The organism is Colwellia sp. 75C3, assembly GCF_002836255.1.
Classification (GTDB): Bacteria; Pseudomonadota; Gammaproteobacteria; order Enterobacterales; family Alteromonadaceae; genus Colwellia.
The window spans coordinates 32,365-56,433 of the sequence record NZ_PJAU01000033.1; the positions used below are offsets into that span (position 1 = coordinate 32,365).

Consider the following 24,069-nt stretch of genomic DNA (forward strand, 5'->3'; position numbering starts at 1 on the left):
TGCACAAAAAAAATGCCGATTAACTTTGATAGTTAATCGGCATTTGTACAAAGCACGCTTGATAGTGAGTAAATTACTCTTTCTCAGCTACTTCAGTTTGTTCTGTTGTTTTATCTTGAGCTTGTTCTTGCTCTTTTTTCTCATCATGACCTTCGCCACCGCAACCACCACAACAACCCATAAATCACTCCAAATATTTAAATTCATGTATTAAGACTTGTTGAAATAGTACCTGAGTAATTTACTCAAGTACTTGATCGAGATCAGCATTACTCATTTAAAATAAGCGTTAGCTAAAGTTTAGCTAACGCTGAAACCTATTACTTAGGTAATGCAGTAAAGCCCATGTTGAACAGGGTAAAGGAAAATAAATCTGCGTAGAGATCAATAGTTTTTGCTACTGGCGTACCAGCACCGTGACCACCGTTAGTTTCAATACGGATTAAAGTTGGTGCCACGCCCGCTTGCTTGGCTTGTAACTCAGCAGCAAACTTAAATGAATGTGCTGGAACAACACGGTCATCGTGATCGCCTGTCGTTACCATTGTTGCTGGGTAGCTAACACCGGCTTTAACATTGTGTACTGGTGAATAATTGTTTAAGTAAGTGAACATTGCTTCACTTTGCTCAGAAGTGCCGTAGTCATATGCCCAACCTGCACCAGACGTGAACGTGTGATATCTAAGCATGTCTAATACACCAACAGCTGGTAATGCAACTTTCATTAGATCAGGACGTTGTGTCATTACAGCGCCAACTAATAAACCACCATTTGAGCCACCTTGAACCGCAAGATAATCACTTGAAGTATAGCTTTGGTCAATAAGGTATTCACCTGCCGCAATAAAATCGTCAAATACATTTTGCTTGTTTAACTGTGTACCCGCGTCATGCCATTTCTTACCGTACTCACCACCGCCACGTAAGTTAGCTACAGCGTAAATACCGCCTTGCTCCATCCATACTGCGCGAGATACGCTAAATCGTGGTGTTAAGCTTACATTGAAACCGCCGTAAGCATATAAAAGCGTAGGGTTTTTACCGTTTAACTCAATACCTTTTTTGTAAGTGATGATCATCGGTACTTTAGTGCCATCTTTTGATGGGTAGAAAACTTGCTTAGACTCATAAGCATCGCTGTCAAACTTAGCGCCGGACTTACGGTAAACGTCACTTTCACCTTTATCTATGTTGTAGCTATAAATAGTGCCAGGTGTTTTGTAATTGCTAAAAGAGTAATACAATTTATTTGCATCTTTATCACCTGAAAGGGCGGTAGAGCTACCTACACCAGGTAAGGCAATTTCACGAATTTTATTACCTTGATAATCGTATTGGTAAACCTTCGAAATGGCATCAACCATGTATTCAGCGAAGAAGAAACCGCCACCCGTTGACGCGCTCAATACGTTTTGTGTTTCAGGGATTAAATCTTTCCAGTTTTCTTGTGCTGGCGCTTTAGCGCTAACCGTAACTATTTTTTTGTTTGGTGCATCAACGTTAGTGACTAAGAATAACTTGTCGCCTTCATTTTCAATAACGTAAGTATCACCAAGAAAATTATCAGCAATTGTTACCAATGGGCTGTTTGGCTTCGTTAAGTCTTTCAAGTAAAGGTTGTTACCAGATGTTGATACCGCACCAGAAATTAATAAGTAACGGTTATCTTCAGTTACATCACCACCAACATAGCGATGCTTCTCTTCAGCAGTAGCACCAAAAATAACTTTGTCGTCTTTTTGTGCTTGGCCTAGCGTATGGTAATAAAGTTTGTGTTGATCAGTTTTTGCTGAAAGCTCGCTACCTTTTGGCTTATCGTAGCTTGAGTAATAAAAGCCTTCATTTTTATACCAAGAAATGCCTGAAAACTTGACATCAATTAATGGTGTTTCTAATACGGCTTTAGTTTCAGCATCAATAATGATGATTTTACGCCAGTCACTGCCTGCTTCTGAAATAGCGTAAGCGGCAATTGAACCATCTTTAGAAAAACTTAATTGACCAAGAGACGTTGTGCCATCTGTGCTTAAAGTATTTGGATCTAAAAACACTTCAGCTTCACCACCATCTTTTTGACGATAAACGACATATTGGTTTTGTAGGCCGTCATTTTTGTAGAAGTAAGTGTAGTCACCCTCTTTAAAAGGAGCGCCAATTTTCTCATAGTTCCATAATTCAGCTAAACGAGACCTTAATTGGTCACGGTATGGAATTTGTGCCAAGTAATCGAAAGTCACTTTGTTTTCAGCTTTAACCCAAGCGCCTGTTTCTTCACTACGATCGTCTTCTAACCAACGGTATGGGTCAGCAACTTCAGTACCAAAGTAATTATCAACCACGTCACCTTTGTGGGTAACAGGGTAACTAATTTTTTGTGTTTGTTGCTGAGTTGAAGCAACAGTCTCTGATGCTTGTTCAACACTGTTACCAGTACAACCGGCTAATACGCTAGTGACCAATATACTGGTCAAGAAAAGGCTTTGTTTCTTCATTTGAGTCTCGCTTGTTGAAGTGAGTATTATGTTTGTTAATCCATCGGGACTGACAGTACAAATTCACATTTATTTTACAAATATTGGGGCAGTGTAGCAGAAGAGGCTTGAGCAAGACTATGGCTTACCTCATTGAGTATTGAGGTAAGCGGCAGTATTTTGTTACAGAGTATTACTAATCGCCTTTAGCTATAAATTTAGCGGTTTTCTAGACGATTAAAATCAAGCAAACCAGATGATTTAGGTTGGTTGGTTTTATACCAAACATGCAATTCGTCGGCAAACTTCCAAAAGTCTGGATTTGTTCGGCGAATGGCAAACTGATCTTTAAGCTGACTGTAATCTTGCTCTGTTCTTATTGCGATCAAGCGTTCAACAAATTCAGCGAGTTGTACTTGTTCTACTTTAAAAAAGGCATTGGGATAGGTACCTACTATACCCCGTAAAATCGCTAAATTATCTTCTGCAGGTAGACGTCGATTTTCTTCAGAAAATAAATGCGCAACATTACTGTGAGCAGAGTTATTAACCAAGCTATAGGCTTGTAGCTTATCGCCATTTGATACCATGACATAACTCACCTGTGGTAACAGAGCAACGCTATCATTAGGTATATTGCTTATATTTCCCATAAGCTTATCGGCTTTACTTCGTGCTAATGAAGAAATATTAAATTGGCTAACGTGCGTATTTTTTGTATGTTTAGCTACTTTTTTAAATAGTTCGTTTTGTGGCTTGGCAGTTTGGTATTTAATGCCTGTTTCAGGTAACTGATAAAAATCATCAGAAAAAATATAATCCTTAATGTCACTGTTGGTGCCTCGATACCAATATTCATGTATCGGCTTTCGCTGAGCTTTAGGCAGTAAACTAATAAAGTTACTTTCGGCTTCCATGCGCAGAAAATCCATATACAAACGTGTTTTTAATTGATGGCCAACATTGCCATAAACATCGAAACCAGCGACTAATAAATAATGAATACGCTCTAGTAATGGGTAACTAATTAACCAAGCTGTTTTAGGTGTAGGGCCAACAAAGCCTTGTAAAACAGAAGCACTATCATAATGCCTGAAGACAGTTAGGCTAGCATTGGGGTTGCCTTTACCGGACCAAATTAAATCTAAATTAAGCTCATTTGATTGTAAGTTAAGGTCCTTTATATAGGCTACTTTATTTTTTACATATTTTTGCTGACGTTTAGCATATTGTCGCCAATACAGTAATGACATCGTTTTATCACTGGTTGCCGCGGGAAGTTGTAAAAGGTCGGTATTGGCAGTAATGAAATCTTCACTAGGGTAATGATCAAAATTATCAGGGCTTAGGAAAAAAACCCAAAAATTATCTTCAATCACATTCAGTGCAATTTGACCTCGACACACAGGACCTTTGATAAAGTTCATAATAGAGAACTGCGCTTGGTCTAATAAAAATTGATAACGTGCTTTATCTGGAATTGCCTGAAATGTTTTAAAAGGATTAGAAGCGTTTATTAATTGGTAATCAGGTAGCGTAGTTACCGCGTAATTAGGTTGATAGAAAATCTCAGTGATGCGCGCTAATTTTTTCTCACCAAACGGATAGGGCATATGACGCTTAGCAATAATGGTATCGTTATGTTTAATCAGTCGGTAGTACACTTGTGGCTTATTGATAATGGCATTAACGCTGCCATCTGCATAAGGCGAATCAAAAGGGCGACGCGTATTAATCACCGCTACTTTTTCACCGCTAGCAGTGCTCGAACGCACGAGTTTAAAATAACTAGATCGTGTTTTATCAAAATATAAATTGGCTAGATATAAGTGTTCAAATAAATAGCGAGAAATCAGCTGTTCTTTAGCTGAACTGCCATTGAGTAAAGCTTCCCAGCGGGTGATCATTTTTTGCTCTTTCGCATTCGCTGGAATGGCATCAGGCATGATGGCACCCGATGCTAACCAACCGGTTAACTGAGTGTGCTCAGTTGTCGATAGGGCGGGTAGCGCATAAGGCATGCCGCCAAGAGGGAATTTATTTTTATATTGCTCAAATTCTTCTATTGTAGGACATTGCTGATTTCTATCGAGCGATACATCAAAATCATTACTCAATAGTGGCTCATTGGGTAATGGATGCTGTTGCTTTAACTGGATCATTTTATAGAACAAGCTGGCCTGAGTGTTAGCTTGCTCAGTTTGCTGGCGCTCATTAAGCACAGGGAAAAATCCTTGTTCACGCAGCGGCTGTAAACTCTCAGTTTTTAGTTCGGTTAACTTGCTTAGGCTTGCACTAATTTTTGCTGTAAGTAAGCGTTCACCATTATAAACCATGGCTTTATTCGCACCACGTTCAATACCAGCACGGCTTTCCATTTTTAATTGACAAGGGGCGTCGTAACAGCCGTGGCAAACGACACAACGGTTTTCAATAATTGGCTGTATATGTTCATTAAAATTAATGACTTGAGAAGTCGTGGCTTTAGGTTGCGCTAATCGATTATCAATATTGCTAGGGCCATAAAGTTTATCGAACTCCATTACGCCTAAAGTGGCACAACCCGAGAGAAATAGAAAAATAAATAGCCATTGAAACTTACGCATGGAAATCCTTAAATTGCTAAAATTAGCAGGTAGATTGCTGAGTTTAAGCGATGTTGATGAATACTGTAAAGTTACTCTGTATCCAGCAACATTGAATGGCTGATATAGTGAGGGCAAATAGTGAGACTAATAACGATTTCTTAGCTCTGGTACATCGGTATTGTATTGAACAAATTCTACTTCATAACCATCAGCATCTAGAAAATAGATATTTTCTCTATACTCATCAGGAGTACCCTCTTTATGAATGGGGAAGCCTGCTTGTGTGATACGCGCTATGGTGCCTTTGATATCGCTGGTGACATAAGCAAAATGCGCTAACCCCACTTGATGACCGGTTAAATCTCTATTGTCGCCAACGCCATTATCGGCCAAGGCAATATATTGATAATCATCACCAAAATGTAGCCAGTTTCTCGGCTTTCCTGACCATTCACCTTTATCGCCACCACGTACATGCCAATGAGGAAAAGCGGCCTGGTAAAAGGTTAAACTTTTTTCTATGTCAGAAACGACTAAGTTTATATGTTCTAAAGTAATCATAATTGCTCTCCGTTACGTTTGAAAACGTATTATATATACCCGTACCACTTGAAGATGCTCGTTTCAGGAAACCTGAGCGAATCATAATCGAGGTACATTTTTTGTTAATGGTTGTTCCCTTAAAAACAAATGTGACGACGAGTATGCTTTGCTCAGATTTCCCCCAAGGGCTGGTTTATAAACGCTTTATGCTACGTTATTGATTTCGACAATAGAATAACTATTCTATTCAATCAATGCCTTGCCTAAAGGCGTTTATAATTCCAGCTGAATCCTGCATCTTCAGGTGGAACGGGTATATATCTAGTGTAGTTGTTTATTCTGAGTATTTTCTTTCAACGCGCCATGGCGGATTTAAACGATTTTCACCTGCCCAATACAGTTTGATTTTATTACCGCTTGGGTCGCGTAAGATCGCTTCACGCCACAAGTAGGATTGTTCTATTGGTAACTGCTCAAATTGAATGCCTCGTTGTTGAATTTCAGCAACCCATGTATCTAGTTCCTCATATTCAAAGTAAATCACAGCACCATATTGATTGTTATCAGGTAAGTCTACTTCTAAGCTAAGTGAAAAGGTTGCACCTTCATCAGGGCAAGCAAAACGCGCGTAATGTGGTGTATCTACAATGTGTAAAAACCCTAAACGACGGTAGAAATCAGTACTCATTTCCATGTCTCTTACCGGTAATGTCACTTGATTTAAATTCATAATAACTCCTCGTTGTTTTAACTGATTTGTATTGTTTGTGCTTTATCTACATACCGTACGGGTATAAATGTTCGTTGTTATATACGTTACCTTGTAAGGTTTCGCGTAAACTTTTCATCGCTTGGCTGTAATGCAATAAGGTATGCAGGCTATAACCGATACGATGGCGGATACTTTTATCTCGGCGAGTTATAGCGCTATCTTCTGGCTGATTGTCCTCATTCATAGTATTGAGGATCTCTTCAACATTTCTAATAATTAGGTGATCGGGAATAGCTACCAGTTTGTTATTAGAAAAAGCATTCATCCGTAATTCTGCTATCGGGTAAGCGCCACTAATACCATTAACCACAGACACTAACAGTACTGGTTTATGACCGATATCAGCCGCTTCCGCCATCATCAATAAATTTTTCAATAAAGGAGAAGCTGTTCCTCCCCATTCCGGAGTGATAAGGATTAATGCATCCATGGTTTGTAATTGGGCATTAATATCTTGCCAATCACTGGCATCATTTTGTTTACTGCTATCCTCGCCATCCCATAGCGGTAGACGTTTTTTACACAGCTCAAGATGACTGACTTTACTAAATTGAATGCTGTTGTCTGCAAGATACCCAGCGACTTTTGCGCTTTGTGATTGTGTGCGTTGGCTGGCACTGATAATTAATAAATTCATCATTATTCTCTTCATTTTCTTTAGTAAAGCGTTTTATTTATTTAATAAGGTAAACACTTTACCAAAGAAGATCAAGTTAAATATAAACAAAAAACTTTACATAATATTGAGCTAGACGATGAAATTATGCAAAAAGTGCGTAATAATAGGGATATATCCCGTTTCTTGGCTGTAGATCTAATGAAAACGCATGAAAAAATAATTCAGTTACTGAAGACCCAAGGGCCTTTAACCGCAAAAATACTGGCAAGTGAATTGGGTCTGACTACTATGGGTGTTCGTCAGCATGTTCAAGGGTTAGAGGACTCTGGTGATGTGATTTTTAAGGATGAAAAAGCGGCTCGAGGCCGACCTACTCGTTATTGGTCATTAACAGATAAAGGCAATAGCCGTTTTGCTGATCGTCACGATGAATTAACGGTGCAGTTACTTGACTCAGTTATCACTATTTTTGGTGATGATGGCTTGGAAAAGCTTATCAGCCACCGAGAAGAAACGTCGATGGCCAACTATAGATTGGCCCTTGCTGATCGCTTTGGCGTAGAGGAAAAATTACAAACCTTAGCTAAACTGCGCAGTGATGAAGGTTATATGGCAACCATTGAAGAGCATGATGGTGTATTTTGGTTAATAGAAAATCATTGCCCCATTTGTGCTGCAGCAACTAAATGTGTCAACTTCTGCCGCTCAGAGTTGCAAATGTTTCAAGCGCTAATGGACGAAGTCGCTACAGTGAGCCGAGAAGAGCATATTGTTGAGGGGGCACGACGTTGTGCTTATAAAGTCTTGCCTGTCTAATAGCTAGCAAGAAAATTAATTAATTTACGATGCTTCGTTAGATAAAGCATCGCTATTTTTAGTAGTCGTTTTACCTGTTATCCTTCAAAGAAAGCTTTTAATTTTCTGCTGGTTTATCTGCCGAGTAAATAATACCTTGTTGCTTTCTTGCCTGTTCTATCACAGTTAATACTTGCTGAGACAGTTGCCAGCTATTCACAGAAGACTCATTGTTGCCACTCACTATTAAATCAATGAAATGGCTAAGTTCGTAAGTCATTCTATTATCGGTTTGCGTTAATGTTAACGTTTGGCAACTACCATCATTTAAATGCAAAGAAACTTCATTGAACAATGATGAATGTTGCCACATTAAATAACCATTCTCGCCCTGTATTTCACAAATATTACTGCCATTACTGAGTTTCGAATAACTTATATGTGCTTGTAAGTTAGCTTGGTTATTATCTGTAGCGGGCAAGTCGTACTTCAATAAAATATCGCCATAACCATCAACCCCCGTTGGTAACTTATAACATTGACCTGTTATCTCTGTTGGTAAGCCAAATAAATCTATGGCCAAATATAGGGGATAAATACCAATATCCATTAAAGCGCCGTTACCAAAATCTAAATTAAAGGTATTTGGATTTTTACCCTGCAAGTAAGCGGGATATCGAGATGATAATTGGCAAAATGAGGCACTATATTTACGGATGTTGCCCAGTGCTTTTAACTGCTTTTTTATTTGGTGATAGTTAGGCAGGAAAGTTACTAACATTGCTTCCATAAAAGTCACATTGTTGGCTTTAGCGGCAACAACCATTTTTGTAAGTTCAGCGCAGTTAATGGCCACTGGCTTTTCACAAAGCACATGTTTTCCGCCATTTAGCAGGGTAATACTTTGTTGTGCATGAAAATTGTTTGGTGAGGCAATATATACAGCATCAACAAGATCACTGTTGGCTAATAAAGCCAAATCAGTAAAACAATGGGTAATATTATGCTTATCGGCAAAGGCTTGTGCTGTTTGTTGATGGCGTGAATAAACCGCCACTAAATTAAAGCGAGCATCTTGCCTCGCGGCCTCAATAAAAGCATCTGTGATTTTACTGGTACCGATAACGGCAAAATTAGTCATAGTAAAGCAGCCTTCAAAAAATATTTATGGCTGAAAAGTATTACATGCAGTGGTTGCAGAGTCTATCAAGCCATCTTGCTTTTTATTAACAAGATGGCGTGGGCTGAGATTTTTAAGCGCTTTCTTTATGGTAATGGCGTAGGGCATGTTCTTTTTGTCGGCCCTGACTAAAGGAGGTAACACGTTTTAAATAGCCAATAACCCGCGTGCCGTGATCTACATTGTCACTGCCGCAACTCGAACAAAGCTGCAAAGTACGTTTATCTATTTTTTCACATTCATTACAAATAGTTATCTTCACATTGATGCAAAAATAATTACACCCCGTGCTGGCGGCTACATTAAAGAGCTTCAAATAAGCCTCGGTAGAGAGTGCTTCATCTAAATTTAAATGCAATGCGGAGCCTCCATCTAGGTATTGCGTCATTTCTTGACCGTGCATGACAAACTTATCAATATGATTTGTTTCTTCGTCCTCAACCACATAAAAGTAAGAGTTATAACATTCACGGTTTACCTGATAACCATCTTTTTTATCCCATTTTGCATTTTTAATACCGAGATTTTCCGCGGGTACAAACTCAGTATTAAACATATAACCAAACTCTTTTTTAGCTGCCTGATTCGCTTGATAAATAACTTTTAAGTGCTGACTAACAAATGCTTTATATTCATCATTATTGCCAACAGTAAGGTTGTAGAATTCAGCTGCTTCAGCCATACCATTGATACCTATGGTAAGAAACTGTTTGTCTAATGAGATAAAACCAGCGTCATAGACTGATAAAGCGCCTTGCTCTTTGTACTCTTCCATTAATTTTCGATAAGCCACTTGGTATTTTTGTATCTTTTCAATTTCTATTTTTAAATCTCGGCCATCTTGCACTAAGCGGTTCATGTTAATGGTAATGACGTTAATTGAACCAGTAGCGACACCACCAGCACCTAAGGTATAGGAAAAAGTATTATCTGATATTTCATTACGCAGGCGGCAACAAGAGGCTAGGGAGTCAGCACTGTCAGATAAGTAGATAAAAAATGAGTTTCCTTCAGCTTTTTGCTCAGCTAACTTACGGGCAAATTCTTGATCTTTACACTGGCCATTTTCAGTTAACATAGCAGCAGTAACAACCGGAAAAGTTAATACTGCTTGTTCACGTTCTTTATTGAGCCAACTTAGGAAAAAGTGCTGTAATTTGTTAACCGTCTGCCAATTGGGTTTACTAAAATCAGGGAAAACGAATTCACCAAACATTGAAGAAAAATAGTGCTGATCAAACAATGATACATTCCAAAAAACACTTTGATAACCTCGGGCCGCTGCCGGTTGATTGATTGCATAAACTACATGCTGTAAGTGATTCTCTATCTCAGATTTATGGGTGTTTATATAATCATTACCATATTCAAGACGAGCAAAATAATCAAAATAAGTCAGGAATTCAACGGTAGCTACCGCACCAGCAAACTGCGCAGAAATAGCAAAAATTAGATTCACAAAAGAGCCACAAAATGATTCTAAATGTTTGGGTGCTTTAGATTCACCACCCAGTTTAGTTAAACCATCAAGCAAGAACGGGTACATACTAATTGAAGTACAGTATGGCTTTAAGCTGGTTTCATCATGCACATAAATTTCATGATCTTCAATTTGACGCATGTACTCTTTGGCCAAGTCAGCATCAAAAGTATCGCGAATTTTGTCATGTACTAAAGCGCGGTTAATTTGCACGAAACAGTCTTTTAATAACTCGGCCTCTAAAGTGGCAATGTTTTTGTGGCTAACGTTGGCATTGGCATCCATTTTTGAGCCATCAGCAGCATTTTGTGCCGAAAAGTAGTCTTTAATGAAGTCTTTTTTATTAGTGATTTGTTCTTCGTTAAGCCGCAACATTGTTTGCTCCTTGAGTGTCGATATTATTTTTAGTGAATAAGTAATTTAGTTTTTCACCCGTAGTTAGATCACGAAAAACTTGGTTAGTTGTAATGCTATCTAAGCCACCTAACTCAGGTTGCCATTTACCTGTTTTTAAGAAATCTAACTGCTGAGTGATTCTAAGATCTATATGTTTATCACCTGACTCTTTACCAGAGTAAAGGCAGGTTTTAAGGCCAAAGTTTTTAGCGATAAGCAATTTTTCAATTAAAGCACTTGGTTGCCATTCACCACCAAAAAATACTACGCAGCTGATCAAACCTTGATACTTTTTAAGCCACTGTATGAAGTTTTGGTTTGTTAGCGCTAGACCGTTTTTTGCATGCCATAGTTCTGTGCTATGACAACCGTTACAGCCTACTTTACAGCCGGTAATGCTAAAGCACAGACTAATTTCATTAGGCACTTCTTGGAAGACAATACTGGGAACTATGCAGTTAAAAATCACTAGATGCCTATATATAGATGTTATTATTTTAATAGACACAATATATAGTATTTCATCGGTAGGGTTTGTTGATTTAGATCATGAAAACTTGCAGTGACAATAATATAGAACACAATATATAGTGCTGAATACTGTTTTAATCACTAAATGTAGTGATTTTGTAGGAGGCAAGCGAATTAATAATGCGCTAAATGGTTGGGGTATAGAAAATTAACTCGTATGATGGCAGCGATTTTACGGCTTAATGATTGCAGCTGTTAGCTTTGAATTTATAATGAAAACAGGCTCCTTTGCTAGTTTTTCCTAGCTCAATGGATCCTTTAAGTTTCTGATTTATTAAGTTAAATACAATCGACATGCCTAAGCCAATACCACCTTGCTTGCGAGCAGTAGTAAAAAAAGGGTCAAAAACATGTTGTTGGGCTTCAGCCGATAAACCACGACCATTGTCACTGTATATAATTTCAACTTCATCATGTCCGAGTGATTTAACCTCAATAGTTATTTTATTTTCTTGGCTAGGTAGGTCAGCATTTTCATCGCTATCATTTTTATTAGCAAAACCATGCTTAACACTATTACTGATCAAGTTAGTTAATATTTGCGCATGAATGCCTGGGTAAGTAGCTAGTAGTATTTTGTCTTTACATATTATTTCTAAACTAACGTTTTGTGGTTTTAAAATGGAACGTAAGGTAGAAATAACTCGTTGGTAGTATTGCCCTATATCGAGGGTTTCTATTTCTAATTGATGTTGGTCTGCTGCTGTTTTTTTAAAATTTTCAATGAGTTTTTTCGCGCGATTTAAATTCTCACCTTGCATTGTTAAAGCACTATCAGAAGTGGAACGAAATTTTTCCATATCTTTCATACTTAGACTCTGTGAATCAAGCTTATCTTTCAGCTTTTTTAATTCATCTGCCATGATACTGTGCGTAGTGATTGCGATACCTAAAGGCGTATTAACTTCATGGGAAACACCGGCCACTAAGTTACCTAAAGCAGCCATTTTTTCTGATTCGACTAATTGTCTTTGAGTTACTTGTAACGTATTTACTGTGTCGGAAAGTTCTTTAGCACGTTTGGTTATTTTATCTTCCAGGGATTGTTCGTAATCAATACGTTCAAGTTCGGCAGCGATTCGGCCTGAAAATAGCTGGAATAACGATGCTGTTTCATCTTCATCAGTTTGTTCCATTTCATACAGAGCTACTATCAAACCTATAACTTGTTTTTTAGAATCAACAAGAGGTGTGCCAATGTACGCCTGAATTTTCATATCAGCTAAAAGTTGATCTTCGGGGTAAAAAGTACAAACATCTTTAAGGTGGAAACAGACACTGTCATCGGCAACATTAGCGCACGGAGTATTTTTAAGTGAATATTCAAAGTTTTCAGCTATCTCACCCTTAGCCACCAAAACTTCAGTTTTACAGCTGAAATCCAGTACATTTATGCGCGCAATAAAGGTGTAATCAGCATCAATGATTTTATGAAGTGCTAGCGTTACTTTAGTAAAAAATTCATCGCCATAGCTATTTGAAACGGCTTCAATCACTTCTTTAATATGAATTAACATGCAGATTCCTGAATACTGAATTACCTTAACTATGGCATAAGGGTGGCTATTTTTCATGCAGAACAGATTTATTGACCTTTTGTCCTAACTTGAGTGAAAACTACTCGCATTTAACGGTGATTTAGTTGATTATAAAAAGGTCAGTTTTTCAAGGTATCAACTATGTTGCATTATAAATATTTGCATAGAAGCACTTTCATCAGAGACGGTTTGTGGTTACTTGCAATCAATGCACTCTTTTTTGTGTTTTTTGCTAACTACGACGTTTTAGAATTGGTCGTGGCTTTAGTAAAAAAGCATGAGCATTGGGAGCTTGATGAGTTCCTACCGTTAGGGGCTACTTTAACCCTTAGCCTCGTTATTTTTGTTTATCGACGTTTGGTAGAGTTAGGTCGAATAACACAAGCATTTGAAGAGCTTGCGAAACAAGATCCCCTAACTCATGCGCTGAATAGGCGGGCAGGCCAAGCAATATTGTATCGCCGCTATAATAAGGCAGAACAACAAGATCAGGGCTTTAGTTTGTTACAGTTAAATATTGACAATTTTAAACGTATTAATGACACGTATGGCCCGAGTATTGGCGATGAAATATTAATTAACTTAGTGAAAATAATTCAGAAAAACATCCCTAAAAAGGCGCGTCTTATTCATTGGCACAGTGATAATTTTCTTATAATTCTACCTGCCGATATTAGCGCTTTATTTCAATTTTCCAATAACCTTAGAGAAACAATTGAGCAACAGCTTTTTACTACGGACACCATTACTTGCAGTATGGGTTTAGCCTCATGGCAAAAAGGTCTTTCTTTGCAGGATATGTTGCACAATGTTGAAGATGCTTTACTTGATGCCAAAGCTGCAAACAAAAATACCGTTAAGGTCGCTTAACGGTATTTTGATAAAGGCGGTTTTTACTTAGCCCTATTTTTGCAATAAAAGTAAACGTTATTTGTTTTGCGCAAGCTTCTGCTGCTCAATAATATGTATATCTTGTTGAGGGAAAGGAATAGTAATTTTTTCTTGCTCAAACGCTAAGTAAATCGCTTTATAAGCGCTATATTTAGCCGCGTACAAGTTAGTTGTGGGTATCCAAAGTCTAATGCCAATGGTTATGGCGCTGTCTGCAAAGTCATCGATACCTACCTGCATACGTACTTCTTCAGTATATATATCAAGCTTCGCTAAAGTGCGTTCAATAAGTGCTATCACTTCGATGGGGTTATCTTGATAGGAGATACCAACAGAGAGCTGTAATAAGGTATCTTTTCTTGAGTTAAGTACCACTTCACCGACTATATGTTTATTGGGAATAGTGATCTCAGCTGAATCTTCATTGTGGATGATGGTATAAGCTAACTGAACTTCTTTAACTATGCCGGTTACGCCTTGTACTTCAATGGTATCACCGACAACAAAAGGACGAATAATGATTATGTTAAAACCGGCCGCGTAATTAGCTAATAAGCCTTGTAAAGCTAAACCAGCACCTAATGAAATTGCGCCTATGGCAGCAATAAACGGCGTAACACTAACACCAATTTTACTCAGTGCAATGATGCTTATCATCACCATCACTACCATTCTGGTAGTGCTTGCAAGAAAGCGACTTAAGGTAACGTCGAGCTTTTGTTTCTCACAAAGACGTAAAACCGTTTTAGCGATTTTACCCGCTACAGAATAACCTAATAAAAATATCAATAAGGCACCAACTAGCTGAAAACTATAGTTGGTAAAGAAGTCGATAACTATTTGATAAATTTGTGAAGCTTGTTCAATTTCACTACGTAACAGCGCAGCAGGAAGATCTACGGCTTGTTGTGCTGTTTCGGTAAGAGTGGTAGTTAGGTTTTCAGTGTTGTCGCTTTTTGGGTCTGACATTTTAATATCCATTGAAATATAGCTAGGGTGTTTTCATCGAGGATTTTATACTGTTCAACTTTATTAGCACAGAGTTAATTCCATAACCAGCGAGGTTACATTCACCTCTCGGACAACACTACTCGCTGCTTAAGTCTTTATTTAGTGTTATTTAATGATTAGTCATCATTTAACAACTCAGTTAAACAGGCCATTTGTTCTGTTAAGGAAGCTATTTGTTGTTCTAACTCATCAACTCTCTGTGTTAGTTGAGCTTGATTCGCCAATGGGGCTGCATCAGTTCGAGTATTTGAGGGTGGAGCAAAGCTGGCTTCATCAAACTCTGATAGTAAATGTACGTAGCGGCAATCACGTCTGCCGGGCTCTTTTTCGAGTTTTTGTACCAATGTTTGGCCATTTAAATCGAGCAACTGATTTAAAGTCGCTTCAACCTCATTAACATCGGCAAAGTCAGCTAAACGGTTTGTACGCGTTCTTAACTCTCCGGGTGTTTGAGGACCTCGCAGGAAAAGCACGCAAATAAGCGCTTTTTGCTGAGGGCTGAATTTCAAATTACCAAATTCGGTATCACAAAATCGATGAAAGTACTTATTAACGCGAGTAGACGCTTTTTGGTCGACCATTAGTTGATTCATTTGTACTAGTTCATCAACGATGTTTTGTACGTCACTTTCTGACAACGCCATTACCGGTTCACGGCTGCTTTTTTGATTGCAACCAGTAACAATTGCGTTTAAAGAAAGTGGGCATTGCTCTGGCGTGGTGGTTTCTTTTTCTAACATGACGCCGATAACGCGGCATTGTTCTGGGGAAAGTGTGATCATCTTGACGATATCCTTATAAAATGGCTACTGATGTTATACCAAGCAATATGCCTCATTACTATGTTGATGTGTTTAATAGTTCATATCATGGCTAATAATGTAAGCCATAAAAAAAGCCATAGTTAAGTGGTGACTTAGCTATGGCTTTTTAAATGAATTGATATTCGTTGTAGTATTATTCTATATTCGCGATCTGCTCACGCATTTGCTCAATGAGTACTTTTAACTCTACGGCACTTGCCGTTATGTCAGTATTAATTGATTTAGAGCCTAAGGTATTGGCTTCACGATTAAATTCTTGCATCATGAAATCTAAACGACGACCTTGGGCGCCACCTTTTTTCAATATTTTCTTCGTTTCAGTAACATGGCTGTTTAAGCGGTCAAGTTCTTCGGCAACATCCATTTTCTGCGCTAATAAAACTAATTCTTGCTCAACACGTCCTGAGTCTAAATCAATTTTAGCATCAGTGAATTTTTCAATGATGCGATTACGCTGCCAAGCAATAACGTCTGGCATATGAGTTTGAACTTTCTCTGCTTCGGCAGTGATTGCATCAAGGCGTTGCTCAATCATAACTTTAAGGTTTTCACCTTCGCTGGCGCGAGCGGCAACAAAATCAATTAATGCTTGATCAAAAGCAGCAAGTAATTCGGCTTGAATGGCAGACATATCGCTTTCAGGTGCTTCCATCACACCAGGCCAGCGCATAACTTCTAAAGGATTAACTTTACTGTTCAGTGTTTGATCATTAATCCAATTAGCATGCTGAATAAGTTGCAGAGCCAAGTTTTCATTAAGCGCTAATTCGCTTTTGTTTGTTGGATTGGCATTAAAGCGTAAGTGACATTCTACTTTTCCGCGATTGAGTTGTTTACGGAAACGCTCACGTAACACAGGCTCTATACCTCGAAACTGCTCAGGTAAGCGAAAATGTGTTTCTAGAAACCTTTGATTAACTGAGCGAATTTCCCAAACGGCGTTGCCCCAATCGCCTTTAATTTCAATGCGAGAGAATGCCGTCATGCTGTAGATCATGTTAAATCCTAATAATAATGTCACTTAATTATTTGAATTATGCCTGAGCTTGATACATCTAGCCAGCGGTTCAGCGTTAAATGAGAGTCCTTATTTTATGCTAGCTTTGTAGTGTTAACCAATGTGCTTTTATTTTATCGGCAACCCGAAAGGCGTTGGCATAAATAGTAAAAGTATAAGGCACGCTGCCTCCTGTAGGCATAAATGAACCATCCGTAACATACAAGTTATCGACTTCATGGGCTTGGCAGTTTTTATTGAGCACAGAGGTTTTAGGATCATTACCAAAACGACAACCACCAGCCATTAAATTTGTGGAAGGATAGCCACTCACAGAAGAAGACACATTTTTTGCACCTAAGGCTTCAAGCAGCTTTTCAGCTTTTTTCGATAAGTACTCGCCTACTTCCAAGTCGTGATCATGATAACCAATACGTACTTTGGCTACTGGGTCGCCCCATTGATCAGTCACTTCGTTATCTAAGCTGACAAAACAGTCGTCAGTAGGTAGCCAGTCATTAAACACTTCAAAGCGTAGTGTTTTATAACTGGTGAATTCTGTTTTTAAACTTTGCTTTAAGTCTTCACCCCACAGTAACTGCTCATCACCGCTCTTGGTTACTCCCCACTGTGTGCCACGTGCTCTAGCAATGGGGTTTTGGTGGAATAAAAAGTCTATGGTGCCACCTTTGGCTTGGCCTTTGTTATTAGCGCCAGTAAAGCTTTTATCTGCTATTTGATACCAATCTTGCAGGGCACGATTAATAAACGGACCCACTTGCTTTAACTCATTAACTTTTTGCTCGGATAAGTCGGAATAATTAAAATCACCTTGTCCGGTACCGCCACCACTAAACAATAAATTTCTACCGACTTGACCACTATTATTTGCTAATCCTTGTGGGAATTTTTCACCAGTGGATGCTAATAATAAACGCGAAGTTTCTACCGCTTGGCAAGCCACGACATAAATTTTTGCACTAACAGATTTTTTACGTCCGACTTGATCGTAATAATGCACCGCAGTAATTTTACCCTCTTTATCACTGGCAATTTTGTAGACTTTTGCATTAGCTTTTATGGTGCAATTACCAGATGCTACCGCATGGTTTAATAGTGCTGCTCGACCGCTACCTTTAGCGCCAGAGGCACAACCATAACTGCTGCAATATCCGGAATACTCGCAACTGCGCCTGCCCATAGCCGGCTCAGATAAAATAGCTCTAGGTACGGGAATAGCATGATAACCAATTTCTTTCGCGGCTTTATCTATCCATGACGACATGGGTAATTCGGCAATAGGAGGGTAGGGGAAGTCTGTTGAGCGAGGCTCTTGGTGTGGGTGTTCAACCACACGACCTGATACACCGACTTCGCGCTCTACTTTTGCATAATAAGGTTCGAGCTCATCGTAGCTTATTGGCCAATCTTCAATATTGGCACCTGGTATCGCGCCAAATTCAGATTTCAATCGAAAATCTATTGGTTTTAAACGATGGAAATAACCACTCATGAAATTTGATGAACCACCGACAACATTACCATTCCACCAGCTCCAGCCTGAATCACTGGTTTTTTCACCTTGCCAAAAAGGTTTGTCATTTTCATCAAGGTACTCTTCTTCTATAACGTGCTGTTCATCAGTTAACTTTGGATTGTAAGCATCATGAATACTGATGGTTAGTTCATCTTTGAAGAATTCTTTTTCAGTTAACCAAGGGCCTTTCTCAAGGACTAATACTTTAGCGCCCGCTTTTGCTAATTGATGGGCAATAGGGGAGGCGCCAGCACCGCTGCCGATGATGCAAATGTCATAACTCATGATTTTCTCGTTCCTTGGGGCGATTTCTTACGGCTCGTTGCGGTGTGCTTAGTGTCGTTAGCTATGCGTTTACTGTCACTATTTATTTGTATATTGCTATGGTCAACTCGACTGATCAAATCAATACGGGCTCTGGTCGGTAATTCAAAATAACGTTGACCTTTTTCAGGCAAGGGGAAACCTGCTTGATGCTCTAGCCATTGCCAACCAATGCCGTCAGGATTGCCACCATAACTGGCAGGCGAAAGCATGGCTTGAAAAATATAGCCGAGTAACGTATTTAACCAATTTTGACCTGCGCTTGATTGGCTAATGCCACGAAGCAACTGCTCTTTATCGGAAAAACTTAATTTTGCAAAGTCGGCTGATTTTTCGCTGTTGGCATAACCATTTAGCCAACCAACACCTTTGAAGATAAATTCTTTTTCGTCTTGCTCTGTCGGTTGTACCGTCATCACTTGGTATAAATAAGCGGTCGCTCTAATTTCACTCGCGCTAGGACCTGTTGGTGAACTTGGTAATAATTGATTTAGTGTTGCATCAAGTGTTAACCAAGGCTCAGTTTTAACTAACTCACTAAGCGATGTCTGTGCTTTAGCGCTAACACTAAACGTGGGTAAACTAGCTAATGCGCCCATACCCGCGGCTGATTTAAGGAAATGACGTCGACCCTGTTGCGCTTTTTTCTTTTTGTCTTTAATAAATTCAGGCGTTTGATGATTTTTATCAAAAAAAGACGTACATATATTTTTATTGTTCACTAACATGCTCCACTAACCTAGTCGATTTTCCATGAGAAGGTTTGATATTTTGGCTACTTGGAATGCGCTTACAGTTTGAGCAAGCAACTATTCTACTGAGATAGTCGTTGCTAACTTTGTTTGAGCTGCAGTAGTACTAACAGACCATTCAGTTAAAAAATTTAACCACTGTGATTTTGAGTAATTATTACCAGCCAATAATTCAGCGGTATCTTTAGATAAAATCATTTTCCCTTGCGCTGTTGAAACATACATATGCGGATAACCCAGCACTGGAGGCAGTGATTTCATAAAATCATGATTTTCATTACTGTCACTGACACTGATTTTTAGTAACACATATTGGCTATGCAATGCTTTATATACGTCGGGGTTTTTAGCAAGAAAACTGTCCATTTTGTGACACCAACTACACCAGCTGCCACCAATTTCAATAAGTACTTGGCGATTGCTTTCTTTCGCTAAGGCTAATGCTGCTGCCGCGTCTTTAAAAGGGTCACGTTGGTCATCGTATACTTTGCTGTATGTAGGTAAGTTTGCTGTGATCGAAGTAGATTCAGTATTCGCTGTGGCAATACTGCTTAGCAGTAAGCTTAAACTGATAACCAAGATGTTAAAAAATTTCATAAAATGCTCTGATAATATTTATAACTAAGACAACTACATGACCTTGTATTTGAGAACTATATTTCAAAAAAGTGTTTTATACCCGTTATCATTCAAAGAGTGCTTAGAAACCTACATCTTGATTGGTAACGGGTATAAGCATTATAATAGCCGGAATTAATTTATCAGTCTTAACTTATATTTATTATAAAGGAACACACCATGCGTCCAAGCGGCAGAACATTAGGGCAAATACGTCCAGTAACGATCACCCGTCAATTTACTACCCATGCAGAAGGCTCAGTACTTATTGAGTTTGGCGATACTAAAGTAATTTGTACTGCGACCGTTGAAGTTGGTGTACCACGTTTCTTAAAAGGCCAAGGTAAAGGTTGGGTTACTGCTGAATACGGAATGTTACCTCGTTCTACTCACACACGTATGCGTCGCGAAGCTGCTTCAGGTAAGCAAAGCGGTCGTACGTTAGAAATTTCTCGCTTAATTGCGCGTGCATTACGTGCGGCAGTTGATTTGAAAGCCTTAGGTGAAAATACTATCTCAGTTGATTGTGATGTTATTCAAGCTGATGGTGGTACTCGTACTGCTGCTATTACCGGTGCTTGTGTTGCGCTAGTTGATGCACTTAACTACATGCGTGCTAAAGACATCATTAAAACTAACCCACTTAAGCATATGATTGCTGCAGTGTCTGTTGGTATTTATAAAGGCGAAGCCGTTGCTGATTTAGATTACCCAGAAGATTCTGCTGCAGATACTGATATGAACGTTGTTATGACAGATACCGGTAAGCTTATTGAAGTACAAGGTACTGCTGAAGAAGCACCATTTAGCTTTGAAGAAATGCAAGCGATGCTTGAATTAGCTAAAAATGGTATCAACGAATTATTCGACCTACAAAAAGCAGCATTAAGCTAAGCGAACAGGAAATTAACTATGAAAGATTATCAACGCGAGTTTATTGAATTTGCGATAGAAAAACAGGTATTACGCTTTGGTGAGTTCACCTTAAAGTCTGGTCGAGTTAGCCCTTACTTTTTTAACGCGGGTATGTTTAAAACCGGCGGTGATTTAGCACGTTTAGGTCGTTTTTATGCGGCTACGTTAATGGATGCAAAAATCGATTTCGATTTGGTTTTTGGTCCAGCTTATAAAGGTATCCCAATTGCGACTACAACCACAGTTGCGTTGTTCGATCACCATAATATTGATGTGCCTTATTGCTTTAACCGTAAAGAAGCAAAAACGCATGGTGAAGGTGGTTCATTAGTGGGCGCTGATCTTGAAGGTAAAATCATGTTAGTTGATGATGTTATCACTGCCGGTACTGCTATCCGTGAATCAATGGAAATTATTAAAACACATGGCGCACAGCTTTCTGGTGTTTTGATTGCCCTTGACCGTCAAGAAAAAGGTCAAGGCGAACTTTCAGCAATTCAAGAAGTTGAACGTGATTTTGGTACACAAGTTGCGGCGATTGTTACTTTAGGTGATGTTGTAACCTTCCTTGAAGAACAAGTAGCGAGTAAACCTGAATTAGCAGAGAACTTAGCAAGCATTAAAAAATATCGTTTAAATTACGGTATCTAATGTACTAACAGTCTTTAGTGAATAAAGTTTAGTGACTTACCTTTAAATAATACCAATTCCGATAAGTTTCTGATCTTGTTGTACGAAGTAAAAATATTTCAGGGTAAGGCGCTTGATTGACCAATAGCTGGCTATTGGGATTGAAAGCAACGCCGTCATGGAGAATTTTAGCCAGTACAAGTGGTCAATAATTTAACGGAATTGGTATAATAACGCCTTTGAAGCAAAATGTTTCAAAGGCGTTATTTTTTTGCGTAGTATAAAGCTTGTTACCTAATAAGCAGTCTATCGCCAACTTTAAATTAACAGGAAATCATCATGCAAAATGCCAATAAGTATATGTTCTTACTATTATGGTTGGTCAGTACGCTGTCATTTGCCCAAGGGCAGCAAGATTGCCTGACCATTCAAGGTGATTATGTATTTCTCATAGAATCGGGTAAGTATCGCTTCTCTAATGAAGTAGCTAATGAAACATCAGCTAAGTCTCTAGCAGCGGTTAACTTTAAAAACTTACCAAGTTACCAGCAATACCTTGCAGATGCTTACCAGGTCATTAGTAATAAAAATCCTAGGGCTAATATGCCTTGTCCTATTATTACTGATACCTACCAACAATTAGCGAAACAAAATCAATGGTCAAAAACACCGACAATAAGTCAATTGGTTGCTCCGTTTGAGCTAACGCAAGATAATAACGACAAAGCTATTTTACTTATTCATGGTTTAACGGACTCTCCGTTTTCTTTTCATGATCTTAGCCAGTATTTCTACCAACAGGGTTTTACCGTACGTACTTTGTTATTGCCAGGGCATGGCATAGCACCTTCTGAATTGTTGAATACGGATTATGAAGCGTGGCAACAAGCAGCAAAATTTTCCATTGAAGAAACGTTAAGTGATTATCAGCAGGTGTACCTGGGTGGGCTATCTACTGGTGGCGCACTTATCTTTGATTACTTGATGCAACAAAAGCATGTAGATGAAAAAATTAAAGGCCTGTTTATGTGGTCGCCCGCTTCAAAAGCAAAAAGTGACTTAGCTTGGTTGGCACAATATATTGATGCTATCCCTTTTGTTGATTGGATTGATTTAGATGCAGATATTGATTTTGCTAAATATGAGTCATTTCCCTTTAACGCTGGCGCACAAGTGCACGCGATAATGAGCCTTGTTGTTGGCAGTGAAGTTTTAGCGAGTCGACAGCTGCATAATATTCCATTATTTGTTGTTGCCAGTGAACATGATCAAACCATAGATACAGAACATACCTTACAACTCGTTCAGGAGTGGCAGCTAGCATCCCCTAAAGAACAGATGAAAAAGAGTATGTTGATTTATTATGGAGATGAGAAAAAACTGCCAACGAAGTTAACCGATGTAATGGCCGTGATTGTGCCAGAGTGCTCAGTTGAAAGCTTATGCAGTGACATTTTCGATGTTTCTCATATTGCTACAACCAATTCCCCTGATAATCCACATTATGGCGTTAAAGGCCAATATAGAAACTGTGGTCACTATGTGAAAGATGTGGAACGTTATCAAGCGTGTAAGCAGAATAAACAGGTTATTAAAGGGGAGGTTACAGAAATGAACCTAACTCATGACTTGCCAATACAAAGACTGACTTATAATCCTTATTATCAAGAAATGCTTGGTGAAATGACAACGTTTTTAAAGGCTACCCAGCTGTCAGTTAGTGATTAACGCGGGTATTTCAATCACTGCTTAAAAATACACAGAAAAGCCATGGGGATTTAAAAATTAACGATTAAAAGCTGGATGCTCGATCAGAAACTTCGAGCATGACGATTCATCCTGTCTATAAACCCAATGACCAAGAAGTGCATGGTGAAATGACAACGTTTTTAAAGGCTACCCAGCTGTCAGTTAGTGATTAACGCGCGTACTTCAACCACAGCTTATAAAAAACAGCATTACATGTTGGATTGTCATCCATTTTTCCATCTCTATCACAATCTGAACCGGTCAACGATTTAGCCACTTGTTGACCGTATTCCTCTATATCTGCTTTAGTTGGCATTACCGTTATAGTCACCTTCGGTGATTGATCAATAAAGTCCGCCACATCTAAGTAGCCAGTAAATACTTCTTTAGTAATCAAATGACTAATATCACGTGCGACTGGATTTTTTGCACTTAAAGTTAGTGGTGTTAAAGCTAAACTTGCTGCCAGAAGCAGAATTATAAATTTCATTAAAGTCATCAATATATATACCCGTTATCAATCAAGATGCATGTTTCAGAGTGCTTGAGCAATTTCAATTCAAGGCGCTGTGATGAAGTAATGGTTATTCCCTTATAAGTCACAGCAACGATGAAATGATGTTGCTCAAGCACTTCTTCGATGGGTTTAAAATGACTTTATACTGTGTTAAATAATCAAACCATAGAGTGACTATGCTTAAATCATTTGCCTTGCCTAAAGTCATTTAAATTCCCACTGAAATCCTGCACTTTGAATGGTAATGGGTATATGAGTAAACAAAGTATACCCTACTCAAGTTATAAGCCCAGATAAGCATCTGCTATTGCATCCCTGATTTGGGATGTATTTTCATTTTCCTCATCCCAAAAGTGGGATGAGGTTATTTAATAATTCCACCACTAAATGT

21 protein-coding genes are annotated in these 24,069 nt (G+C 38.7%); 5 read left to right on the forward strand and 16 right to left on the reverse strand.

Translation table 11 applies throughout. The annotated features are described in order from the left end of the window. Positions 1–320: 320 nt before the first annotated feature. From CXF85_RS04695 to CXF85_RS04715, 5 genes are all read right to left on the reverse strand, one after another. Complete coding sequence (locus CXF85_RS04695) at positions 321–2,492, reverse strand: prolyl oligopeptidase family serine peptidase (RefSeq protein ID WP_101227374.1); 2,172 nt, start codon at positions 2,490–2,492, stop codon at positions 321–323. A gap of 197 nt (positions 2,493–2,689) precedes the next feature. Beyond that, the gene (locus CXF85_RS04700) at positions 2,690–5,077 is read right to left on the reverse strand and encodes a fatty acid cis/trans isomerase (protein WP_101227375.1); all 2,388 of its coding nucleotides are present in this window, start codon (positions 5,075–5,077) and stop codon (positions 2,690–2,692) included. 126 nt (positions 5,078–5,203) lie between these two features. After that, complete coding sequence (locus tag CXF85_RS04705; protein ID WP_101227376.1) at positions 5,204–5,620, reverse strand: VOC family protein; 417 nt, start codon at positions 5,618–5,620, stop codon at positions 5,204–5,206. A 316-nt stretch (positions 5,621–5,936) separates the two neighbouring features. Then, the gene (locus tag CXF85_RS04710; protein WP_101227377.1) at positions 5,937–6,332 is read right to left on the reverse strand and encodes a VOC family protein; all 396 of its coding nucleotides are present in this window, start codon (positions 6,330–6,332) and stop codon (positions 5,937–5,939) included. 46 nt (positions 6,333–6,378) lie between these two features. After that, positions 6,379–7,011, reverse strand: a complete 633-nt coding sequence (locus CXF85_RS04715) for an NAD(P)H-dependent oxidoreductase (protein ID WP_101227378.1) — start codon at positions 7,009–7,011, stop codon at positions 6,379–6,381. Positions 7,012–7,191: 180 nt separating this feature from the next. Between CXF85_RS04715 and CXF85_RS04720 the strand changes: the two genes are divergently transcribed. Further along, entirely contained in the window at positions 7,192–7,809 is a 618-nt protein-coding gene (locus CXF85_RS04720) for a helix-turn-helix transcriptional regulator (protein ID WP_101227379.1), read from the forward strand. A 97-nt stretch (positions 7,810–7,906) separates the two neighbouring features. Here CXF85_RS04720 and CXF85_RS04725 read toward each other — a convergent pair whose 3' ends face one another. The 4 genes from CXF85_RS04725 to CXF85_RS04740 all read right to left on the reverse strand — a co-directional run bounded on the left by CXF85_RS04725 (position 7,907) and on the right by CXF85_RS04740 (position 12,892). Then, positions 7,907–8,929, reverse strand: coding sequence for a Gfo/Idh/MocA family protein (locus CXF85_RS04725; RefSeq protein WP_101227380.1), 1,023 nt, complete (start codon positions 8,927–8,929; stop codon positions 7,907–7,909). Between the two features lie 112 nt (positions 8,930–9,041). After that, a complete protein-coding gene (gene nrdD, locus CXF85_RS04730) occupies positions 9,042–10,823 on the reverse strand; it encodes an anaerobic ribonucleoside-triphosphate reductase (protein ID WP_101227381.1) in 1,782 nt (593 codons plus the stop codon). Further along, positions 10,810–11,313 (reverse strand): anaerobic ribonucleoside-triphosphate reductase activating protein, encoded by a 504-nt coding sequence (gene nrdG, locus CXF85_RS04735; protein WP_101227382.1) that lies wholly within the window; start codon positions 11,311–11,313, stop codon positions 10,810–10,812. Before nrdG ends, nrdD begins: the two co-directional genes overlap by 14 nt. Positions 11,314–11,554: 241 nt before the next feature. Beyond that, entirely contained in the window at positions 11,555–12,892 is a 1,338-nt protein-coding gene (locus CXF85_RS04740) for a GAF domain-containing sensor histidine kinase (protein WP_157829020.1), read from the reverse strand. A 162-nt stretch (positions 12,893–13,054) separates the two neighbouring features. Here CXF85_RS04740 and CXF85_RS04745 point away from each other — a divergent pair, with 162 nt between their 5' ends. After that, positions 13,055–13,783, forward strand: coding sequence for a GGDEF domain-containing protein (locus tag CXF85_RS04745; protein ID WP_101227384.1), 729 nt, complete (start codon positions 13,055–13,057; stop codon positions 13,781–13,783). A 57-nt stretch (positions 13,784–13,840) separates the two neighbouring features. Here the strand turns inward: CXF85_RS04745 and CXF85_RS04750 are convergent, their stop codons facing one another. From CXF85_RS04750 to CXF85_RS04775, 6 genes are all read right to left on the reverse strand, one after another. Then, positions 13,841–14,773: a mechanosensitive ion channel family protein gene (locus CXF85_RS04750; RefSeq protein ID WP_101227385.1), complete on the reverse strand. Its 933-nt coding sequence runs from the start codon at positions 14,771–14,773 to the stop codon at positions 13,841–13,843. Positions 14,774–14,931: 158 nt separating this feature from the next. Continuing rightward, a complete protein-coding gene (locus CXF85_RS04755) occupies positions 14,932–15,597 on the reverse strand; it encodes a YceH family protein (RefSeq protein WP_101227386.1) in 666 nt (221 codons plus the stop codon). Between the two features lie 175 nt (positions 15,598–15,772). Next, positions 15,773–16,636, reverse strand: a complete 864-nt coding sequence (locus CXF85_RS04760) for a YicC/YloC family endoribonuclease (protein WP_101227387.1) — start codon at positions 16,634–16,636, stop codon at positions 15,773–15,775. 100 nt (positions 16,637–16,736) lie between these two features. After that, positions 16,737–18,458 carry a GMC family oxidoreductase gene (locus CXF85_RS04765; protein ID WP_101227388.1) on the reverse strand — a complete coding sequence of 574 codons (1,722 nt, stop codon included), beginning with the start codon at positions 18,456–18,458 and terminating at the stop codon, positions 16,737–16,739. Further along, on the reverse strand, positions 18,455–19,219 hold the full coding sequence (locus CXF85_RS04770) for a gluconate 2-dehydrogenase subunit 3 family protein (protein ID WP_101227915.1): 765 nt from the start codon (positions 19,217–19,219) through the stop codon (positions 18,455–18,457). The genes CXF85_RS04765 and CXF85_RS04770 overlap by 4 nt, the downstream gene beginning before the upstream one ends. Before the next feature lie 87 nt (positions 19,220–19,306). Further along, positions 19,307–19,846: a thioredoxin family protein gene (locus tag CXF85_RS04775; RefSeq protein WP_101227389.1), complete on the reverse strand. Its 540-nt coding sequence runs from the start codon at positions 19,844–19,846 to the stop codon at positions 19,307–19,309. 201 nt (positions 19,847–20,047) lie between these two features. On the opposite strand from CXF85_RS04775, the gene rph reads away from it, so the two are divergent. From rph to CXF85_RS04790, 3 genes are all read left to right on the forward strand, one after another. Next, entirely contained in the window at positions 20,048–20,761 is a 714-nt protein-coding gene (gene rph / locus CXF85_RS04780; protein ID WP_101227390.1) for a ribonuclease PH, read from the forward strand. A gap of 18 nt (positions 20,762–20,779) precedes the next feature. After that, entirely contained in the window at positions 20,780–21,433 is a 654-nt protein-coding gene (pyrE, locus tag CXF85_RS04785) for an orotate phosphoribosyltransferase (RefSeq protein ID WP_101227391.1), read from the forward strand. A 318-nt stretch (positions 21,434–21,751) separates the two neighbouring features. Continuing rightward, complete coding sequence (locus tag CXF85_RS04790; protein ID WP_101227392.1) at positions 21,752–23,140, forward strand: alpha/beta hydrolase; 1,389 nt, start codon at positions 21,752–21,754, stop codon at positions 23,138–23,140. Between the two features lie 190 nt (positions 23,141–23,330). On the opposite strand, the gene CXF85_RS04795 is transcribed toward CXF85_RS04790, so the two are convergent. Further along, on the reverse strand, positions 23,331–23,651 hold the full coding sequence (locus CXF85_RS04795; protein WP_157829021.1) for a hypothetical protein: 321 nt from the start codon (positions 23,649–23,651) through the stop codon (positions 23,331–23,333). Positions 23,652–24,069: the final 418 nt, after the last annotated feature.

Excerpts from the sequence above, each read along its gene's own strand:
- CXF85_RS04695 (WP_101227374.1), bottom strand. The coding sequence starts at position 2,492 with ATGAAGAAACAAAGCCTTTTCTTGACCAGTATATTGGTCACTAGCGTA.
- CXF85_RS04795 (WP_157829021.1), bottom strand. The coding sequence starts at position 23,651 with ATGAAATTTATAATTCTGCTTCTGGCAGCAAGTTTAGCTTTAACACCA.
- CXF85_RS04775 (WP_101227389.1), bottom strand. The coding sequence starts at position 19,846 with ATGAAATTTTTTAACATCTTGGTTATCAGTTTAAGCTTACTGCTAAGC.
- CXF85_RS04715 (WP_101227378.1), bottom strand. The coding sequence starts at position 7,011 with ATGAATTTATTAATTATCAGTGCCAGCCAACGCACACAATCACAAAGC.
- nrdD (WP_101227381.1), bottom strand. The coding sequence starts at position 10,823 with ATGTTGCGGCTTAACGAAGAACAAATCACTAATAAAAAAGACTTCATT.
- CXF85_RS04705 (WP_101227376.1), bottom strand. The coding sequence starts at position 5,620 with ATGATTACTTTAGAACATATAAACTTAGTCGTTTCTGACATAGAAAAA.
- CXF85_RS04790 (WP_101227392.1), top strand. The coding sequence starts at position 21,752 with ATGCAAAATGCCAATAAGTATATGTTCTTACTATTATGGTTGGTCAGT.
- CXF85_RS04745 (WP_101227384.1), top strand. The coding sequence starts at position 13,055 with ATGTTGCATTATAAATATTTGCATAGAAGCACTTTCATCAGAGACGGT.
- pyrE (WP_101227391.1), top strand. The coding sequence starts at position 20,780 with ATGAAAGATTATCAACGCGAGTTTATTGAATTTGCGATAGAAAAACAG.
- CXF85_RS04720 (WP_101227379.1), top strand. The coding sequence starts at position 7,192 with ATGAAAACGCATGAAAAAATAATTCAGTTACTGAAGACCCAAGGGCCT.
- rph (WP_101227390.1), top strand. The coding sequence starts at position 20,048 with ATGCGTCCAAGCGGCAGAACATTAGGGCAAATACGTCCAGTAACGATC.
- CXF85_RS04725 (WP_101227380.1), bottom strand. The coding sequence starts at position 8,929 with ATGACTAATTTTGCCGTTATCGGTACCAGTAAAATCACAGATGCTTTT.
- CXF85_RS04710 (WP_101227377.1), bottom strand. The coding sequence starts at position 6,332 with ATGAATTTAAATCAAGTGACATTACCGGTAAGAGACATGGAAATGAGT.
- CXF85_RS04700 (WP_101227375.1), bottom strand. The coding sequence starts at position 5,077 with ATGCGTAAGTTTCAATGGCTATTTATTTTTCTATTTCTCTCGGGTTGT.
- CXF85_RS04750 (WP_101227385.1), bottom strand. The coding sequence starts at position 14,773 with ATGTCAGACCCAAAAAGCGACAACACTGAAAACCTAACTACCACTCTT.
- CXF85_RS04765 (WP_101227388.1), bottom strand. The coding sequence starts at position 18,458 with ATGAGTTATGACATTTGCATCATCGGCAGCGGTGCTGGCGCCTCCCCT.
- CXF85_RS04755 (WP_101227386.1), bottom strand. The coding sequence starts at position 15,597 with ATGATCACACTTTCCCCAGAACAATGCCGCGTTATCGGCGTCATGTTA.
- CXF85_RS04740 (WP_157829020.1), bottom strand. The coding sequence starts at position 12,892 with ATGTTAATTCATATTAAAGAAGTGATTGAAGCCGTTTCAAATAGCTAT.
- CXF85_RS04760 (WP_101227387.1), bottom strand. The coding sequence starts at position 16,636 with ATGATCTACAGCATGACGGCATTCTCTCGCATTGAAATTAAAGGCGAT.